This is a genomic window from Primorskyibacter aestuariivivens, from assembly GCF_028023675.1.
In the GTDB taxonomy this organism is placed as follows: Bacteria; Pseudomonadota; Alphaproteobacteria; order Rhodobacterales; family Rhodobacteraceae; genus Marinovum; species Marinovum aestuariivivens.
In genome coordinates this window covers 202,145-216,934 of the sequence record NZ_JAQIOZ010000004.1, presented here as the reverse complement: position 1 = coordinate 216,934, position 14,790 = coordinate 202,145, and the positions used below count along the sequence as shown (strand labels likewise).

16 protein-coding genes are annotated in these 14,790 nt (G+C 60.9%); 5 read left to right on the top strand and 11 right to left on the bottom strand.

Annotated features, from left to right (window positions below; all coding sequences use genetic code 11):
- Window positions 1-220: 220 nt before the first annotated feature.
- Window positions 221-805, top strand: a complete 585-nt coding sequence (locus PGB28_RS04935; RefSeq protein ID WP_271420379.1) for a rhodanese-like domain-containing protein — start codon at window positions 221-223, stop codon at window positions 803-805.
- A gap of 16 nt (window positions 806-821) precedes the next feature.
- Window positions 822-1,634, top strand: coding sequence for a LysM peptidoglycan-binding domain-containing protein (locus PGB28_RS04930; RefSeq protein WP_271420378.1), 813 nt, complete (start codon window positions 822-824; stop codon window positions 1,632-1,634).
- Window positions 1,635-1,708: 74 nt separating this feature from the next.
- Here PGB28_RS04930 and PGB28_RS04925 read toward each other — a convergent pair whose 3' ends face one another.
- The 3 genes from PGB28_RS04925 to trxA are packed head-to-tail and all read right to left on the bottom strand — an operon-like array spanning window position 1,709 to window position 3,495.
- Window positions 1,709-1,909 carry a Trm112 family protein gene (locus PGB28_RS04925; RefSeq protein ID WP_271420377.1) on the bottom strand — a complete coding sequence of 67 codons (201 nt, stop codon included), beginning with the start codon at window positions 1,907-1,909 and terminating at the stop codon, window positions 1,709-1,711.
- On the bottom strand, window positions 1,906-2,547 hold the full coding sequence (locus PGB28_RS04920; protein ID WP_271420376.1) for an LON peptidase substrate-binding domain-containing protein: 642 nt from the start codon (window positions 2,545-2,547) through the stop codon (window positions 1,906-1,908). Before PGB28_RS04920 ends, PGB28_RS04925 begins: the two co-directional genes overlap by 4 nt.
- 27 nt (window positions 2,548-2,574) lie before the next feature.
- Complete coding sequence (gene trxA / locus PGB28_RS04915; protein WP_271420375.1) at window positions 2,575-3,495, bottom strand: thioredoxin; 921 nt, start codon at window positions 3,493-3,495, stop codon at window positions 2,575-2,577.
- Between the two features lie 129 nt (window positions 3,496-3,624).
- On the opposite strand from trxA, the gene PGB28_RS04910 reads away from it, so the two are divergent.
- Window positions 3,625-4,263 carry an SGNH/GDSL hydrolase family protein gene (locus PGB28_RS04910; RefSeq protein ID WP_271420374.1) on the top strand — a complete coding sequence of 213 codons (639 nt, stop codon included), beginning with the start codon at window positions 3,625-3,627 and terminating at the stop codon, window positions 4,261-4,263.
- Here PGB28_RS04910 and PGB28_RS04905 read toward each other — a convergent pair.
- The 8 genes from PGB28_RS04905 to PGB28_RS04870 form a co-directional block, all read right to left on the bottom strand.
- Window positions 4,260-4,910: a DUF924 family protein gene (locus tag PGB28_RS04905; protein WP_271420373.1), complete on the bottom strand. Its 651-nt coding sequence runs from the start codon at window positions 4,908-4,910 to the stop codon at window positions 4,260-4,262. The two genes, PGB28_RS04910 and PGB28_RS04905, sit on opposite strands and share 4 nt — an antisense overlap.
- 18 nt (window positions 4,911-4,928) lie before the next feature.
- Window positions 4,929-5,717, bottom strand: a complete 789-nt coding sequence (locus PGB28_RS04900; protein WP_271420372.1) for an exodeoxyribonuclease III — start codon at window positions 5,715-5,717, stop codon at window positions 4,929-4,931.
- 103 nt (window positions 5,718-5,820) lie between these two features.
- On the bottom strand, window positions 5,821-6,228 hold the full coding sequence (locus PGB28_RS04895) for a universal stress protein (RefSeq protein WP_271420371.1): 408 nt from the start codon (window positions 6,226-6,228) through the stop codon (window positions 5,821-5,823).
- Window positions 6,229-6,444: 216 nt separating this feature from the next.
- Window positions 6,445-7,623, bottom strand: a complete 1,179-nt coding sequence (locus tag PGB28_RS04890) for an ABC transporter permease (protein ID WP_271420370.1) — start codon at window positions 7,621-7,623, stop codon at window positions 6,445-6,447.
- A gap of 6 nt (window positions 7,624-7,629) precedes the next feature.
- Window positions 7,630-9,300: an ABC transporter permease gene (locus PGB28_RS04885; protein WP_271420369.1), complete on the bottom strand. Its 1,671-nt coding sequence runs from the start codon at window positions 9,298-9,300 to the stop codon at window positions 7,630-7,632.
- Window positions 9,300-9,590, bottom strand: a complete 291-nt coding sequence (locus tag PGB28_RS04880) for a DUF1330 domain-containing protein (protein WP_271420368.1) — start codon at window positions 9,588-9,590, stop codon at window positions 9,300-9,302. Before PGB28_RS04880 ends, PGB28_RS04885 begins: the two co-directional genes overlap by 1 nt.
- 94 nt (window positions 9,591-9,684) lie before the next feature.
- The gene (locus PGB28_RS04875) at window positions 9,685-10,803 is read right to left on the bottom strand and encodes an extracellular solute-binding protein (protein WP_271420367.1); all 1,119 of its coding nucleotides are present in this window, start codon (window positions 10,801-10,803) and stop codon (window positions 9,685-9,687) included.
- 123 nt (window positions 10,804-10,926) lie between these two features.
- Window positions 10,927-12,030 carry an ABC transporter ATP-binding protein gene (locus tag PGB28_RS04870; RefSeq protein ID WP_271420366.1) on the bottom strand — a complete coding sequence of 368 codons (1,104 nt, stop codon included), beginning with the start codon at window positions 12,028-12,030 and terminating at the stop codon, window positions 10,927-10,929.
- Window positions 12,031-12,450: 420 nt separating this feature from the next.
- On the opposite strand from PGB28_RS04870, the gene PGB28_RS04865 reads away from it, so the two are divergent.
- Complete coding sequence (locus tag PGB28_RS04865) at window positions 12,451-13,644, top strand: M24 family metallopeptidase (protein WP_271420365.1); 1,194 nt, start codon at window positions 12,451-12,453, stop codon at window positions 13,642-13,644.
- Window positions 13,641-14,786, top strand: a complete 1,146-nt coding sequence (gene argE / locus PGB28_RS04860) for an acetylornithine deacetylase (RefSeq protein ID WP_271420364.1) — start codon at window positions 13,641-13,643, stop codon at window positions 14,784-14,786. The genes PGB28_RS04865 and argE overlap by 4 nt, the downstream gene beginning before the upstream one ends.
- The last annotated feature ends 4 nt before the right edge of the window (window positions 14,787-14,790 follow it).

Genomic DNA, 14,790 nt, shown 5'->3' with positions numbered 1-14,790 from the left:
CGATCCACACGTATCTTGTGTGATTCGCCAAAATGGGCCAGAAAAACGAATCACTCCCCGTTGACGGAATCCCAATTGTGCATCTATATTTCGATGCATGTAGGGACGATGCGCCAATATGCCTGCCCTTGTTCTATATGTGGCGTAATCAGTTCTTGGGGGACGTTTCATGTTGCGGTTGGCGGCGGCTTTTTCCGTTGTGTTTTTGAGTATCTGCTCCATGGCAGCTGCCCAGGACGTGCGCTTAACTGAAACGGAAGCGGAACGCAGCCTCGTTATCAACGGCACCCCGATCGTGATTGGCCGCATTCAGAATCCCGATCACCAGCTCAGCGGCGAATACTCCAAGACGTCGCGACCCTGCCCGCCCTTTTGCATCACGCCGATGGTGGTCGCACCGGGCGTCGAGACTGTGGGCGAACTGGAGCTCATGGATTTCCTGGAAAGCCATGTTGCGACCGGTCAAGGGCTTTTGCTGGATACCCGCGTTCCGGAGTGGTTTGCCAAGGGATCGGTTCCCGGAGCCATTAACCTGCCCTTCAACACCCTGGATCCGCAAAATCCGTACCGGAACGATATTCTGCGTGCTTTGGGCGGATTTGAGTCCAATGGCGGATGGAGTTTTTCCGCAGCGCGCGATCTTCTGCTCTTTTGCAATGGCCCATGGTGCGATCAGACCCCACGCGCGATCCGAAACCTGCTGGACGCGGGCTACCCGCCCGAAAAACTCCTCTATTACCGGGGTGGCATGCAGGTCTGGCAACAGCTTGGGCTGACCGTTGCCATGAAGGGATCAACCCAATGACAAGGATGCCAAACCCGTGATCAGACTTTTCCTCCTTGCCGCCGGGTTTCTTTCGGTCACAATTGCCCTTCTGGTCACCCAGATGGGCGACCCCGAAGGCACGGAGCGAGATGGCCCGGGTGTAACGTCTGCCGCCACTCGCGCTGACAGCACCCCGTTTGAAGAACCGCGCGGCGGATTGTTCGAAACGGCTCATCGAACGACGCAGGCCAAAGCGCCAGAAACACTGTCGAGTAGCGATGCCGCGAACCCGATTGACCTGATGACCCAATCCATCCTGTCCGAATTGCGCCGCCCCGTCACTGGCGACCGGCTACGCCAGGTTGCCACCCAGACCGGCGGCCACAGCGACGAAATGCGCAATCTGACCGACACTGTTCTGGCCGGGCTGGGTGGTACGCCGTCACTTGTACCCAAATCCGACGTGAACAGGCCACAATCGCTGAATGCGCTGATTATTCAGGCCGTGCGCGAGGGCAAGCCCGATGCCTATGTCGACTCGCTCATCAACGAGGCGGTGGGCAAGGGGCAGGTCGCCGCCCCTGACGCAATCGTCACCTCCTCGGGAGAGGTGGATACCGCAACCATTCTGGATTCACTCGTCCAGAAATCCAACGCGGGAACCGCGCCCCCCGCACAGACGCCGTCGCTCGCGCCCGAGGGCGACCTGACTTATGTGGTGCAGCCCGGAGACAGCCTTGCCGGGATCGCGCTGCGCCATTACGGCACGACGACCGCGCATGACATCCTGTTCATGGCCAATCGAGACAAGCTCCCGGCCCCCAGCGCAATCCGCCCGGGCATGACGCTGACGATTCCGACTCTATAGAACAACAACAGGCAAAAAAGCCGAGCAGCAGACTGGAGCCCTTCGGGGCTCCATTTTTTTGCCCGCCGGGCCGCTCAGTCGAGACTGCGCGCCTCGTCCACCAGCATCAGCGGAATGCCATTGCGGATTGGATAGGCAAGCCCTGCGGATTTCGACACCAGTTCCTGTTTGTCGGCATCATACTCCAAACGCCCGTGGCTGCGCGGACAGACCAGAGCTTCCAGCATCCGGCGGTCAAATCCGGCATCAGACACCTGTGTCTCGTCCTGGGTCATTGCAGTATCTCCTCGGCATTCCCACCCCTCAGCGCGAACTCGATCAGGGTGACCAGCGTTTCACGCCGTGTGCCAAGCGACGGCGCTTCAAGCAAGGCCTGTTTGTCCTCTGGTTCGAACTCAAGCAGCATGGCCAGCGAATTGATCAGAAGCTCGTCATCCGCGTCTTCCAATGTGCTCCAGTCCGCGGAAAGCGAGCGGGTCTCGAAAAAACGGCCCAACAGCTTCATAAAAGCCGCACGATCAAACCCCGGATCGCTTTCGCCGCCGCCAAGATCGCGGTCAAACCCGGCCCAGTCCACATCACAGCGACGATAGGGTGTGAACCCGTCGATCTCCTGCCGGATGCGGAACCGGGAGATGCCGGTCAGCGTAATCATGTAGCGCCCGTCTTCAGTTTCGGAAAACTGCGACAACCGACCGGCACAGCCAATGGCATAGAGCTGCGTGTCGGCCCCCGGGCGCGGATTGGGCTGGACCATCCCGATCAGCCGCTGCGGCGTCTTCATGCAATCCTCGATCATGGCGAGGTAGCGCGGCTCGAAGATATGCAAAGGCAGCCGCGACCGGGGCAACAACAGCGCCCCGGGCAACGGGAAAACGGGGATCGTGTCGGGCAGGTCCGCAATGCTTTTCATAACAGCAAACCTAGCGTTGCCAGCGATCTAGGCAAATATCATAGACGACAGTTTGCGGCGCCCGTTCAAAGCGACAGGATCATCGGGCTTGAGCGCCTCGAAAATGGTGAAAAGCTGCGCCTTGGCCGCGCCGTCATTCCATTCGCGGTCACGGCGGAACAGCTCCAGCAATTCGTTCACCGCCGTCTCACCATCGCCGCTGGCATAAATGGCCTGCGCCAGATCATAGCGCGCCTGATGATCGTCCGGGTTGGCCTCGACCTGCGCGCGCAGCTCGGCAATCGGACCGGCATCGGCAGCCTGTTTGGCCAGTTCAAGCTGCGCATGGGCGGCTTCCAGTTCCGGCGCGCCGGAAATTTCGGCCGGTGCTCCGTTCAGGATCGCCTCGGCCTGATCCAGATCGTCCATCGCGATATGCGCACGCACCAGTCCGCCATATGCCCCGGCATGGGCAGGTTCTTCACCCAGAATGGCGCTGAAGGTCTGCGCCGCATCCACCGCCGCGCCCTGTTCCAGCATCTCTTCGGCCGCCGCCATGGCATCGTCCAGCCCACCGGACGCATCACCGCCCGCCGCCTGAACCACGCGTTCGACAAAGGCCTGAATCTCGGACCCCGGCACCGCGCCCTGAAAGCCGTCCACAGGCTGTCCCTGCCAAAAGGCATAGACCGTCGGGATCGACTGCACCCGCAGCTGACCCGCAATCATCTGGTTTTCATCCACATTGACCTTGGCCATTTTGACCGCGCCTTTGGCCTTGGTCACCGCCTCTTCCAACATCGGACCCAGCGTCTTGCACGGGCCGCACCAGGGTGCCCAGAAATCGACGATCACCGGCACCTGCATCGAGGCATCCACCACCTCGGCCATGAAATCGGCCTCGGAGACATCCTTGATCAGATCGCCCGCAGCGGGGCCAGAATTTTGCGATTGCCCAAGCTCCAGCATGGCGCGCTCCTTCATATGCGTTTTGCCCTATATGGGCGGCGACGGGGTGGCGTCCAAGCCCCCCGACGCGGTTTACCTTGGCTTGTCTGCTGTCTAGCATTCCGGGGCAGTCATGTGAAAGGGCACAGAATGACGAAAACCCTGCTGGCCTACGGGGATTCCAATACCCATGGCTACCCCCCGATGCACGCACGCGGGGCGCCGGGCCGGTTCGGTCCCGATACACGATGGCCCGCCGTGCTCGGTGCTGCCCTGGGGACCGACTGGTCCGTAATCGAAGAGGGGTTGCCCGGACGAACCACAGGGCTGGATGATCCTGTCATGGGGCGGCACATGAACGGGCAGGACGGGCCGCGCATTGCGCTGGGCTGTCACCGGCCCGTGGATCTGTTGCTGATCATGCTGGGCACCAATGATTGCAAGACGCGGTTCAACCCGTCCGCCGCAAAGATCACCGCCGGGGCCGCCGGTCTTCTGGACATCGCACTACATCCCGAAATGCAGGCCCTGCATGGCGGATTCGACATGTTGCTGATCTGCCCGCCACCGGTTCTGGAACGCGGCTGTCTTGCCACGGAGTTTTTTGGCGCCGAGGCGGTCGGCCCGCTGGCCGAAGGATTTGCCGCGCTGGCCCGGGCCAAGGGCGCGCGGTTCTTCAACGCGGGCGACGTGATCGAAAGCAGCGCGCTGGACGGCGTGCATTTCGAAGCCGAAGCGCATCGGGCGCTGGGTGCGGCGCTGGCAGGCGTGATTGCAACCAATCCCTAGGCGTCGATCTTGCGGTTATGGGGAAACTCCCCATGCTCCACATAGGCCGCTTCATCCGGCGTCGAAAGCCGCCCATAAAACGCGTTGCGATGCGGATGGCGGGCAAAGCGTTCGATCACCTCGCGCACGCGGCGCGGCTGCATGGCCATGTCAGCGTAGCCCTCGCGGAGTGGCCCGTCGATGGTCTCAACGACCTTTTCCGCAAGCTCAATGGCAAGGTCGATGCGGGCAAGGTGATCCGGCCCCTCGCAATGGCAGAGCGCAATCAGGTAGAAATTCTTTTCCCAGGGCCATTTCAGCGCATCGAAATGGCCGTTCTTGATCCCCTCGAGCACCAGCAGGTTGGACTTGATGTCCTGTCCGAAGGCGGCTGGCGTATCACGCCAGAGCGAGCGCGGGAACTGGTCCAGCGCGATCAGCAGCGCGAGCCGACCATGGGCGGTGTCGGCCCAATGGTCATACTGTCCGCGCGCAGCGGCGGCGGTCACATCCGCCATGGTTTTTATGATCGCCTCGTCCATGCCGCCCTGCATCCGGCTTTGCCAGAACGCCATGTGCGCGTCCTGCCCCTTGTGCTCCAGCCCGTCGGGAAACCAGAAGGCAAGTACGTCTTCGGGCAGGGCATCCTCGGCAGGAATCTGGGACATGGCGTGTGCTCCGGTAGGTTACAGATCGAATGTAGCAAAAACCGGTGCATGATCCGAAGGTTTTTCCCAGCCCCGCGCATCGCGCAGGATACGGCTGGAATGGCCCGCATTGGAAATATCCGGCGTGGCCCAGATATGGTCAAGCCTGCGGCCCTTGTCGGCGGCATCCCAATCCTTGGCACGATAGGACCACCAGCTGTAAAGCTGCCCCTCCGGGATATCCTGTCGGGTGATATCGACCCAACGCCCCGCATCCTGTGTCTCGCCCAGATGCTCCACCTCGATGGGCGTGTGCGAGACCACCTTAAGAAGCTGCTTGTGGCTCCAGACATCGTCTTCGCGCGGGGCGATATTCAGGTCGCCAACAAGAATGGATTTCTCGGGTCGCTCCCCGTGGAACCAATCGCGCATCTCGGTCAGGTAATCGAGCTTCTGACCGAATTTCTCGTTCACCTCGCGGTCCGGTTTGTCGCCGCCCGCCGGGACATAGAAATTGTGGATCGTGACCCCGTTCTCCAACTGCCCCGCCACGTGGCGGGCATGACCGAGTGACGCGAAATCCCTGTCCCCCACATCACGGATCGGCAGTTTGGACAGGATCGCCACGCCGTTATAGCCCTTTTGCCCACGGGCGACCATGTGGCCGTAGCCCAGCGCCTGAAACACCTCAACCGGGATCTTGTCCACCGGGCTTTTGCATTCCTGCAGGCACAGTACATCGGGCGCTTCGTCCGTCAGAAGCTTGGCCACCAGATCGGCGCGCAGCCGGACGGAGTTGATGTTCCAGGTGGCAAGGGTAAAGGACATGGGCGGGTCTCCGGCAATCTGATATCGCCGGGACCATGACCTGCCCCGCGCGCAAGGGCAAGGCGCAGCAGAGCAAAAGCATCCACCGCAAAGGGTATCAGCTCTAGCGGATCACGTGCACCGCACACCGGGCATGACGCACGACGCGATCCGCGGTGGAGCCCAGAAAATAGTCCTGCAAACCGGGAATATGGGACGCCACGATAATGCAGTCCACCTTGTTGTCGGTCGCATAATCGACAATCGTCCGGCCAGCATGCCCATGCACCAGCTTGGGCTTTGCGCCCGGCAGGCCCTTGGCCAGACTCGCCAGCCTGCGTTCGATCTCGGCCCGGGTCGAGGCGGCAAGATCCGCCGGTATCTGGCTCGCAACATAGGCCGGCATCTCCTCGACAACATGCATCACAGTGAATTCCGCACCGTCATCCGCGAGCGCCTTGGCCGCCAGAAACGACGCCTGCGTGTCGTGCGCATCATCGAGAACAACCGGTATCAAAAGGTTCTTGTACATGGCTTTGATCCTCCCGTTCGCTGCCAGGATTGGCGGTCTCATTTGACATCACGCCGGGGGAACCCGCTTTGCGCAGGATCAAACCGGGTGGGAAACCGTTCATTGGCGGCAGGCCGGGGTCCAGAGCCACAAGGACGGATCGGACCCTGCGAGTGGCCCAGACATAAAAAGGGCGCCCCGACGGACGCCCTTTTGCGGTGTTTCTTGCGGTCACCCTCACCCCGGAGTCATACCGCGTAGTTTCTCGGACCGGCGGCGCAGCATTTCGACCGTCGCCAGAAGAAGGATCGAGATCGACACCAGAATCGTTGCCGCCGCAAGGATCGTGGGCGAGATCTGTTCGCGCAACCCGGTGAACATCTGCCATGGCAGCGTTTGCAGTTCCGCAGAGCCAAGGAAGATCACCACGACCACCTCGTCAAAGGAGGTGATGAAGGCGAACAGCCCGCCCGAGATCACGCCCGGCAGGATCAGCGGCATCTGCACGCGGAAGAAGGTGGTCACCGGATCGGCCCCCATATTCGCCGCCGCACGGGTCAGAGACCGGTCAAAGCTGACCAGCGTGGCGGTCACCGTGATGATCACAAAGGGAATGCCCAGCACCGCGTGGGCCAGCACGACGCCCCAATATGTGCCCTGAATGCCGATGGAGGAGTAGAAGAAGTACATACCGGTCGCCGAGATGATCAGCGGCACGATCATCGGTGAGATCAGGATCGCCATGATCGAGCGTTTGAACGGCACGTGGCTCTGGCTCAGGCCGATGGCCGCCAATGTCCCCAGCGACACCGAGATCAGCGTGGCAACTGGCGCGATCTTGACCGAGTTCCACACCGCGGATGTCCATTCCGTATTGGTCAGGAAATCGCGGTAATGCTTGAGCGAATAGCCTTCGGGGTCAAAACGCAGCATTTCCGGGGTGAAGGTAAAGAAATCCTCGGCATTGAAGCTGAGCGGCATGACCACGATGATCGGCGTGATCAGGAAGACAAAGATCGACCCGCAGATCACCCGGAATGTGTAGTGCCACAGCACCTGCCCCGGTGTGAGATAGGGAGCAAGGTGACCGCGATACCGCCCCTCGGCCAGCCAGAAGATGAACCAGCCCAGGAACCAGCCGAACAGCCCGCCCACGATGGCGGCGGACACGCCCCCCATGGCAAAGCCTGCCACGAGGAATGCCGCAAGGATCAGCCAACGGGCCGGTTTTTCCTGCCGCCAAAGTTCGGTGAACAGGTAGGCCAGCGCAGCAGCAAGGACAGCACCCACCACCACGCCAAGGAAGGACGATCCGTTGGCGGTGCCAATGAACAGGCCCATGACAGCCCCTGCCGCAGCGACCACCGGGCCGACAAAGGAGTAGGGTTTCTTTTCGAGCGGTGTGAAAGTGCCCATGATGATTTACCCCAGTTTCACGTTGTCGATGCCGACGATCCGGTCGTAGGCCCAGTAAAGGATCAGGACGACCGCAAAGAGGATCGTGCCCAGCGCCGCCGCAAGACCCCAGTTCAAAGAGCTGGAGATGTGGTAGGCGATCCGGTTCGAGATGAATGTACCCGTCGTACCACCCACGATTTCCGGCGTGATGTAGTAGCCGATCGACAGGATGAAGACGAGGATCGAACCCGCGCCGATGCCCGGCACCGATTGCGGGAAGTAGACCCGCCAGAACGCCGTCCAGTTCGTGGCGCCCAGTGATTTTGCCGCGCGCAGATAGGTCGGGTTGATGGTCTGCATCACCGAATACATCGGCAGGATCATGAAGGGCAGCAGGATATGGGTCATCGCCACGATTGTGCCGAACTGGTTGTTGATCATCACCAGCCGCCCGTCATCGGCCACCATGCCCAACCACACGAGCACATCGTTGATCACACCCTGTTGCTGCAGCATCACCTTCCACGCCGAGGTTCGCACCAGAAGCGAGGTCCAGAAGGGCAGTAGCACGAGGATCATCAAAAGGTTCGCCGTACGCATCGGCAGGTTGGCAAGTATCCACGCCACCGGGTAGCCTAGGATGATGCAGGACGCAGTGATCACAAGCGACATGAAAATCGTGCGCTTGAACAGCAGGATATAGATCTGCTGGTTCTCGGGACGCGCCTCGAAACCGTCCGGGGTCTTCTGAAGGTCAACCGCGTTCAGGAAGTAACCGTTGGTGTAGCGCGGGCTATAGGTCTGGAACGTTGTCCAGTTTTCGATGTCGCCCCAATCCTCATCCAGATCGAGGAATGCCGCACGGAAATCCGGTTGCGGGAACATGTCCACATTGGCCGCTGCTTCCTTGAGCAGCTCTGCCTGAGGCCCGGAATAGCCGGAAATCGCGTCGGCGGTGCCATCTGCCATCAGGTCCAGCGCAAGCGCGGCATAGACCGCTTCCCACGGATCTTCCTCGGCAACGACGTCCTCATCGGCGACCACGGTGAACACCGCGAATGCCGTGTAGGCGCGCGCGGTCTTGGGCAGGATGCTGGTGATCGCCACGCCCGGCACAAAACCAATATCCGTGCCGGAATCCGATCTGGTCAGCTGGTTAAAGCGCTCCACGGTCGACTCGAGCAGATCATCATTGCCCGCGCCCTCGCCGCTCATCAGCTCATACCAGACCGAGCCGTCTTCCCAGGCTTCGTTCAGGTCCTCAAGCGGGTCCTGATACACCTCGCCTATATCGTCGAGTTTTCTGCCCGACTGCCGGAACAGCGACGAGACGCCGGTTTTTTCATAATTCAGCCGGGTGCCGAGCTTGGTGTGTTCCTTGGCTTCAGCGGCGAGGAAGAGGTCAAAGAAAAGGTCCTCATAAACCTGCTCATCGGGCATTTCTCCGCTTTTGCTGTCCCATTCCTTGAGCGACGTCACAGTCAGCGGCAGGGTGTTGGATACGATCTGGTTTTCCACCGACCGGAACAACATCGACGCAATCGGCGCGATGAACGTGACCAGAACAAAGATCAGAAGCGGCGCGATCAACATCAGCGCGCGCATTTTCTGGGCGCGCAGCGCCTTGTTCAAAGAGCGTTTGAGCGGGGTGCCATCGGCGGAAAGCACCGGGCCGTTTGCTGTTTCATCCGCCATTATTCGGCTCCTTCGACGACGATAATCGTGCTGTCTGCGCTGCGGCGGCGGATCTCGGCGACCTGTTGATAGTCGGGATCATGATACGCCTTGAGCGCGGCATCATAGCTGGGAAACTCGATGACCACGTGCCGGTCATGGGTCGCGCCTTCGACGATCTCGTTCTGACCGCCCCGCACGATGAAATTTGCCCCCATGCCCAACAGAATCGGCGTATCCCGTTCGATGTACTCTTTGTACGTCTCGGGATCGTTCACCTTGAAATGGCCAATGATATAGCCCTTGGGCATCGTGCTGTTCCCCTGTTGAGTGCCGGACAGGTCGATGCCTGCCCGGTCGTTTTGTGTTGGGATCGCGCGGGGACCAGCCCCGCGCGAAGCCGGATTACTTGGCCAGCCAGGCCTGGAATTTCGCGTCGATGTCGTCGCGATAGTCAGCCCAGAACTCGTAGTTGTAGAGGAACGTGTTGGCCGCGTTGTTGGGATCGGTCGGCATGTGCTGTGCCATTTCGATGCCCAGATCCGCGTGCTTGCCAACCAGCGGCGCCGAAGAGGCGCGCGCCGGGCCATAGGAGATGTACTTGGCCTGATCCGCCAGACGCTGGGTGTCGGTCGCGAACATCACGAAGTCCTTCACACGGGCCAGACGATCTTCAGGCAGACCCGCGGGAATGATCCAGCCATCAAGGTCGAACACCTGCGCGTCCCACATCATGGCGACGGGCTGGTTCTGCTCTTCGATGACCGAGAACAGACGACCGTTATAGGTCGAGCCCATGAAGATCTCGCCATCGGCCAGCAGTTGCGGCGTGTCGGCACCCGCGGACCACCAGATCACGTCGTCCTTGATAGTGTCGAGCTTGGCAAGCGCCTGTTCCTGACCTTCCGGAGTTTCCAGAACGTCATAGACGTCGTCCTTGGCCACGCCGTCACAGAGCAGCGCCCATTCCATGTTGTTGATCGGACGCTTTTCCAGCGCGCGCTTGCCCGGATAAGTTTCCAGATCGAAGACCGAGCAGATGTCGGACGGCGCATCAACGCCTTCCGGAACCATGTCGGTGCGGTAGCCGAAGGTGGTGGAATAGACGATTTGCGGGATGAAGCAGTCGGAGACCAGCAGGTCACCGAAGTCGTCCTCGGCAGAGGTGCCATCAGGCGCGGCTGCCAGATCTTCGTCCGGGTCGATTTCCATCGCCAGGCCTTCGTCGCACAGACGGATGGCGTCAGCCGCCACGACGTCCACGAGATCCCAGGTCACGTTGCCGGCTTCGTTCATGGCGCGCAGCTTGGCCACAGCTTCGGCCGAGCTTTCGTCCCAGGAAATCGAAACGCCTTCGTTCATTTCCATATAAGGCTCTGCATATGCGCGCTGCTGCGAGCTCTGATACGCGCCGCCCCAGCTCACAAGCGTCATGTCGTCGGCCATGCCGTGACCGGCGGCAGACGCCATGCCTGCCGCAACGGTCAGAGCCGATGTCGCCATAAGAGTTGTGGTCAGTTTCATTGGTTAAACTCCCTACTGAACCCGTTGGTTATCTGTTGTGCGGTCCGGGCGGCTACGGGTAAAACTCGCGCCAGACCGCTTTCCCGTGGTACGCCGCGAGTGAGCCGCGCGCCACGATATGCATCAGGCCGCGTCAAGCGCCCGGCAATCCTGCGGCAACCAGCCGATCTCGATCTGTTCGCCGGGCTTGAGCCGCACCTGGTCGGGCGCGTTCCGGGTCTTGACGATGAACTCGTCATTGCCCGCGACGCGCAGCCGTGTACGAAAGATATCGCCCATGTAGATGAATTCCAGTACCTCGGCCTTGAGCGTATGCGCGCCTTCCTGCATCCGGTCCTTGTTGAACTCGACACGTTCGGGGCGGATCGAAACCCGGGTGCGTTCACCCACCTGGCTGACATTCACCGGGGTGCAGTCGATCAGTCCACCATCGTCCAGCTGCACCACCGCGAGGCCGCCCTTGATCTCCTTGATCGTACCTTCAAGCGTGTTGTTCTCGCCGATGAACTGGGCAACAAAGCTGTTTTCCGGCTCTTCGTACAACTGATCGGGCGGTGCCAGCTGCTGAATACGGCCATCGTCGAACACGGCCACCCGGTCCGACATGGTCAGCGCCTCGGTCTGGTCATGGGTCACATAGACCACGGTGATGCCCAGACGGTGGGCCAGATCAGTGATTTCAAACTGCATCTTTTCGCGCAGCTGCTTGTCCAGCGCGCCCAGCGGTTCGTCCATCAGAACCAGCTCCGGCTCGAACACCAGCGCGCGCGCCAGCGCGATCCGCTGTTGCTGACCGCCGGAAAGCTGCGCCGGGCGACGACCGCCAAAGGCACCCATTTCAACCATATCAAGCGCGCGTTTGACTTTTTCCTCGCGGTCCGACTTGCCGATCTTGCGGACCTCAAGCGGGAAGCTGAGGTTCTCGGCGATCGTCATATGCGGGAACAACGCGTAGTTCTGGAACACCATGCCAATGCCGCGTTTATGCGGCGGGATGTTGTTGATCGAGGTGCCGCCCAGGCGAATATCGCCATGGGTCGCGGTCTCGAACCCGGCCAACATCATCAGGCAAGTGGTCTTGCCGGACCCTGACGGTCCGAGCATCGTCAGAAACTCGCCTTTTGGCATCGTGAGGTTGAGGTCTTTGACGACAAGTGACTCGCCATCGTAGCTTTTCTGCACGCGTTCAAATTCGACGAACGCGTCGTTCCCTGAACTATCTGCCAAGTTCGGCTCCCTGTTTTTTTGTTCGGGTGATCCCCGTTATTTGGACAAGAGTAAAACGCGCATCGGACGCAACTGCAACCGCGATGCGACATTTCATTGACCATTCGCGGCACCGCAGGACGAATGACCATCATATTCGAGAAATTCAGGACAATGGCCCGCTAGTTAGCGCTAAACTATTCAGCACACGGGGCCGCAAAGCGCTCTTTTTGGGCAAGTGATCGTGCGTTTTTCAAGCAGATGCGGCAGATTTTGCCACAAAGAACCCGAGTCGCGGCGCGAGAACTGGACAGAAAGTCAGCTTGCGCGGAATGGATTCGGACGGGCGACGCAAAACGTCCTCCCATGTCGTTTTTGTTGGGGCAAAGGCAATGACATTTCCCGAGTCTCACCTCACACCCCATAGCCACAGGATCCGTCATGCCGATGCATCGCTTTGCCAAGGACATCCCCTTTTCCGCCGCAGAATATGACCGCCGCCTGACCAAGGTCCGTGCGGCAATGGCCGAGAAAGGGCTGGACCTTTTGTTCGTGACCGATCCGTCGAACATGGCATGGCTGACCGCCTACGACGGGTGGTCCTTTTACGTGCATCAGGGGGTAATCGTGCTTCCGTATGCGGACCCGATCTGGTGGGGCCGCGAACAGGACAGCAATGGCGCGCTGCGCACCGTCTGGATGGATGATGACCGGATATTGGGCTATGCGGATCACTTTGTCCAATCCACCGAACGCCACCCGATGCAGGACCTTGCGGTGCGGATCGGTGACCTTGAGCTGTCCGCCGCGCGGATCGGCGTGGAGATGGAGAACTACTATTACAGCGCCAAGGCGCATGAAGAACTGGTGAACTGGCTGCCGCAATGCGAGATCGTGGACGCCACCGCGCTGGTCAACTGGTGCCGCGCTGTGAAATCGGACGAAGAGATCACCTTTATGCGCCGCGCCGCGCGGATCAGTGAAAAGATCATGGACGGGCTGATGGAGCGCACCGAACTGGGCGTGCCGAAAAACGAAGTGGTCGCCGCCGCCATGGCCGACGCGGTGCAGGGCGCGGACGGGCATTGGGGCGACTACCCGGCCATCGTGCCGCTCTTGCCCTCCGGCCCTGACGCCGCCGCGCCGCACCTGACCTGGAACGGCAAGGCTTTCGCCGGGGGGGAAGCGACCTTCTTTGAGATCTCGGGCTGCTACCGCCGCTACCACGCACCGCTCTGCCGGACGATCTTTCTTGGCACGCCGCCCGATTTCCTCAAACGCGCCGAAGAGGCATTGTTGCGCGGGCTGGAGGCCGGGATCGAGATGGCGCGTGCGGGCAACCGCGCCTGTGATGTGGCCAATGCGCTGGCCGACGAGCTGGGCAAATCCGACATCAAGCGCGCAGCGCGCTGCGGCTACCCCATCGGCTTGAGCTATCCGCCCGACTGGGGCGAGCGGACCATTTCGCTGCGTTCCGAGGATGAGACCGTGCTGCAACCCGGAATGACCTTCCACTTCATGCCGGGGCTGTGGATGGAGGATTGGGGGCTGGAGATCACCGAATCCATCCTGATCACCGAAAGCGGCCCGGCCGAAACCTTCTGTAACCGGCCCCGCAAGGTCACCGTGAAATGAACCAGCTGAACGCCAGCATCGATCTCCTGCGCGAGCTTATCGCTTGTCCGACCGTGTCGGCGGACAGCAATCTCGACATGATGGCGATCCTGGCCAACCGGCTCGAGGATGCGGGCGCGCGGGTGCAGATCCTGTCCGATGAGAGCGGCACCAAGGCCAACATGTTCGCCACCATCGGCCCGGAACAAGAGGGCGGGCTTGTCCTCTCCGGGCATTCCGACGTTGTTCCGGTCACCGATCAGCCGTGGTCCAGTGATCCGTTCGACATGGTGGAACATGACGGCGCGCTCTACGGGCGCGGCACCTGCGACATGAAAGGGTTTATCGCGTGCGCGGTGACCATGGCCGAGCGTTATGCGCAACGCGACCTGTCCCGCCCGGTTCATTTCGCCTTTACCTATGACGAAGAGGTGGGCTGCCTCGGCGGTCAGGCGCTGGTGGATGCGCTGCGCGCCCAGGGCGTGCGCCCGGACATGGCCATCGTGGGCGAACCGACCTCGATGCGGATTATCGAAGGCCACAAAGGCTGCTGCGAATACACCGCGCATTTCCGCGGGCTTGAGGGGCACGGATCGGCCCCCGACCGGGGCGTGAACGCCGCCGAATATGCGACGCGCTATGTCAGCAAGCTGCTGGAACTGCGTGAAGAGCTCAAAACCCGCGTGCCATCGGGCAGCCGCTTTGACCCGCCCTGGACCACGATCAATGTGGGCCGCATCCATGGCGGATCGGCCCATAACGTGATCGCGTCGCTGGCCGAGGTGGACTGGGAAATGCGGCCCGTGCAATGGGGCGACGCCGATTTCGTCAAGGGCGAGATGAGTGCCTTTGTCGATCAGGTGCTGCGCCCCGCGATGCAAGCAGTGGACCCCAATGCCGATATCTGGACCGATGTGATCGGTGAGGTGGCCGGGCTGGAACCGATGGAAGAGAACGCGGCCCGCGATCTGGTGGCCAAGCTCACCGGCGCGAATGGCGCGGATCTGGTGGCCTTTGGCACCGAAGCGGGGCTGTTCCAGAGCCTTGGCACTCATGTGGTGGTCTGTGGCCCCGGCTCTATCGAACAGGCGCATATGGCCGATGAATTCATCACCGTCGAACAGATGGACGCCTGTCTGAAGATGCTGGATCGTGTGGTGTGACCGG

Excerpts from the sequence above, each read along its gene's own strand:
- PGB28_RS04935 (WP_271420379.1), top strand. The coding sequence starts at position 221 with ATGGCAGCTGCCCAGGACGTGCGCTTAACTGAAACGGAAGCGGAACGC.
- PGB28_RS04925 (WP_271420377.1), bottom strand. The coding sequence starts at position 1,909 with ATGACCCAGGACGAGACACAGGTGTCTGATGCCGGATTTGACCGCCGG.
- PGB28_RS04920 (WP_271420376.1), bottom strand. The coding sequence starts at position 2,547 with ATGAAAAGCATTGCGGACCTGCCCGACACGATCCCCGTTTTCCCGTTG.
- trxA (WP_271420375.1), bottom strand. The coding sequence starts at position 3,495 with ATGCTGGAGCTTGGGCAATCGCAAAATTCTGGCCCCGCTGCGGGCGAT.
- PGB28_RS04910 (WP_271420374.1), top strand. The coding sequence starts at position 3,625 with ATGACGAAAACCCTGCTGGCCTACGGGGATTCCAATACCCATGGCTAC.
- PGB28_RS04905 (WP_271420373.1), bottom strand. The coding sequence starts at position 4,910 with ATGTCCCAGATTCCTGCCGAGGATGCCCTGCCCGAAGACGTACTTGCC.
- PGB28_RS04900 (WP_271420372.1), bottom strand. The coding sequence starts at position 5,717 with ATGTCCTTTACCCTTGCCACCTGGAACATCAACTCCGTCCGGCTGCGC.
- PGB28_RS04895 (WP_271420371.1), bottom strand. The coding sequence starts at position 6,228 with ATGTACAAGAACCTTTTGATACCGGTTGTTCTCGATGATGCGCACGAC.
- PGB28_RS04890 (WP_271420370.1), bottom strand. The coding sequence starts at position 7,623 with ATGGGCACTTTCACACCGCTCGAAAAGAAACCCTACTCCTTTGTCGGC.
- PGB28_RS04885 (WP_271420369.1), bottom strand. The coding sequence starts at position 9,300 with ATGGCGGATGAAACAGCAAACGGCCCGGTGCTTTCCGCCGATGGCACC.
- PGB28_RS04880 (WP_271420368.1), bottom strand. The coding sequence starts at position 9,590 with ATGCCCAAGGGCTATATCATTGGCCATTTCAAGGTGAACGATCCCGAG.
- PGB28_RS04875 (WP_271420367.1), bottom strand. The coding sequence starts at position 10,803 with ATGAAACTGACCACAACTCTTATGGCGACATCGGCTCTGACCGTTGCG.
- PGB28_RS04865 (WP_271420365.1), top strand. The coding sequence starts at position 12,451 with ATGCCGATGCATCGCTTTGCCAAGGACATCCCCTTTTCCGCCGCAGAA.
- argE (WP_271420364.1), top strand. The coding sequence starts at position 13,641 with ATGAACCAGCTGAACGCCAGCATCGATCTCCTGCGCGAGCTTATCGCT.